Raw genomic sequence first — 2,268 nt, forward strand, 5'->3', positions numbered from 1 at the left:
CACCAACTAAGGTTGCTGAAAAAGATGCAACCCCTGAAACCCTTGCTGCGGCAAGGGTTTCAGCCGTTTCAGAGGACAAAATCGAGCACCAGACGAGATGGAGATGCAAAAGGCCATTTTCGTGATGTGGGGTGATCCGAACCTCTGAGCAAAGAGAAAACAGCGAGAGAAGCCCCCGCTGGTAGTTCAAATCGAACTGCCAACGGGGGCTTCTCTCTTTTTATTACATAGCTGTTTCAGTTGGTGGTATTGCTTGCTTTGTCCTTAGTTCCTTGGTGGTCTTGGTAATAGCTTTCTGACATGGTTTTGGATATACTTGCGTTGCAAAACGAGGAAAGGAGAGCAGACCATGGCAGACAAGAAAAACCTATGCGCTCAAATCGACATCGCCCTGCACAACCGGGTAACAGAAGAAAAAGACCGCCTGGAGATGACCACCAGCCAGTACATCGCAGCACTGCTCACTGAATACTACAAGATGAAAGATGAGAATGGAGGAATCAACATGACAGGCAGCAGAACGATGGCATTCCAGATTCCCGAGGAACTCTTCCAGCGCATCAAGACCCACCTGGCCAGAGAAACGGCTCGGACCGGCGTAAAGCTCACCCAGCGGGACTTCGTCCTGGGCCTGATCGAGCAGGCGCTGGCGGAAGCCGAAGCCAGCCTGGCCCCACAGGAGGGCCCTGAGAGCACCGAGGAAGCCCCGGAGGACAACGGAGCCGCCGGTACCACCCCAGACGCCAGCGAGGCCAGCACGGAGGCGGAGAGAGGCACAGCGGACATCGAACAATAACACAAGGAGTCAAAGCAAGGGGCCGGAGGACACATCTCAAACAGATGCGTCCTCCGGCCCCTTTTTTGTTTTTCCTAGAAGGGGGGTGAACATGATACAAACGTCAGAAAAAACTCGTTTTACAGAGGCTGAAATGGCCACTGTCCGAGACACGGACCTTCCAGATCTGCTGATCTCCCTGGGCTACCAGGTGAAGCGGATCGGCAGGTACTACACCACGCAGGAGATGGACAGCATCCGGATCAAGGACAGACGTACCTGGTTCCGCTACTCAGAGGGCATCGGCGGAGATGCCATCACATTCCTCCAGCGGTTCTATAACAAAAGTTTCCCGGAGGCCGTGGAGTACCTGCTGACCTGGCATGGCCGCGCCCGTGACTCTCCCCCGGTGAGCACTCCGCGGCAGACCAAGGAAAAGGAGGAAAAGGTCCCCTTTACCCTCCCCCCTGCCAACGTGGATCACCGCAGGGTGTTTACCTATCTCCGCAAGCGTGGGATCGCACCCCAAGTGATCCGGGGCTTTGTGGAGGCTGGATTGCTGTACGAGGACGCCCAACATCACAACTGTGTCTTTGTTGGCCGGGACCAATCAGGAGCGCCAGTATTTGCCAATCAACGAGGAACCTATGATTGGAACGGCAGCAGCTTTAAGGGGGATGTCCCAGGCAGCAATAAGGACATCGCATTTCGACTTTACTGCAGCAAGAAGCATGATGCAGTTCTTGTCTTTGAGGCCCCAATCGACCTGATGAGCTTCTGCACCCTGCACCGGAAAGTAACCTCCAACGCGGTGGCACTGTGTGGGCTGTACGAAGGAGGACTGCGGACCTATCTGCGAGACAACCCACACATACGCAGGATTATTCTGTGCCTGGATAACGATGAACATGGTCGGCAGGCAACCCAAAAGCTCCGAGAAATGTTCTCCGCAGAGGACTATGAGGTGTCTCAACAACTTCCTCCACAGGGAAAGGATTGGAATGAGTATCTGCTGCAACGAAATGTGCTCCGGGAAAGGGGGTGACAATTTCCAAAAGAAGAAATAACAATATGATTTCCGGCAAATCAAAAGAAAAATTGTTGTAGGAGGAATCCAGTATGAAACGCATTTTGACCACGATGTGCGCCCTGACCCTGCTCCTGGCGGCATCTGTCCCTGCTCTGGCCGTTGAACCGGAGCAGAGTGCCAGTTACTACCCCACATCGGTGGAGGAGTATATGGAGGGAGACAGCCCCAGGATCAAGAAAGTGTACCAGCTGTCCCTGGCAGATGACCCATCCCAGATTCCCACCGAGGATTTTGAGCGGGATGGCCGCCTCTATTATCTGCTGGATATGACGCGGAAGGACGAGGTTGGGGTGGACATCCAGACCATCACCCAGACCAAAACTCTGGCCAGTGAAACCAACAATATGGAGAAGATCCTCCAGAGTCTGGAACCGCAGATGGAGGTAACCACAGAGGACGGTTA

The 2,268-nt window shown here is 54.0% G+C and carries 2 protein-coding genes and 1 pseudogene; all 3 read left to right on the forward strand.

Going from position 1 to position 2,268, the window contains the following annotated elements; genetic code table 11:
• Positions 1 to 349 precede the first annotated feature (349 nt).
• Complete coding sequence (locus ACTQ3R_RS16370; protein ID WP_087327443.1) at positions 350 to 796, forward strand: translation initiation factor 2; 447 nt, start codon at positions 350 to 352, stop codon at positions 794 to 796.
• A gap of 91 nt (positions 797 to 887) precedes the next feature.
• Positions 888 to 1,820, forward strand: a complete 933-nt coding sequence (locus ACTQ3R_RS16375; RefSeq protein WP_441792687.1) for a toprim domain-containing protein — start codon at positions 888 to 890, stop codon at positions 1,818 to 1,820.
• Positions 1,821 to 1,894: 74 nt separating this feature from the next.
• A pseudogene (locus tag ACTQ3R_RS16380) lies at positions 1,895 to 2,268 on the forward strand (hypothetical protein); the annotation flags it as partial.

It is taken from the genome of Lawsonibacter sp. LCP25S3_E2 (assembly GCF_052117285.1).
Lineage (GTDB): Bacteria > Bacillota > Clostridia > Oscillospirales > Oscillospiraceae > Lawsonibacter.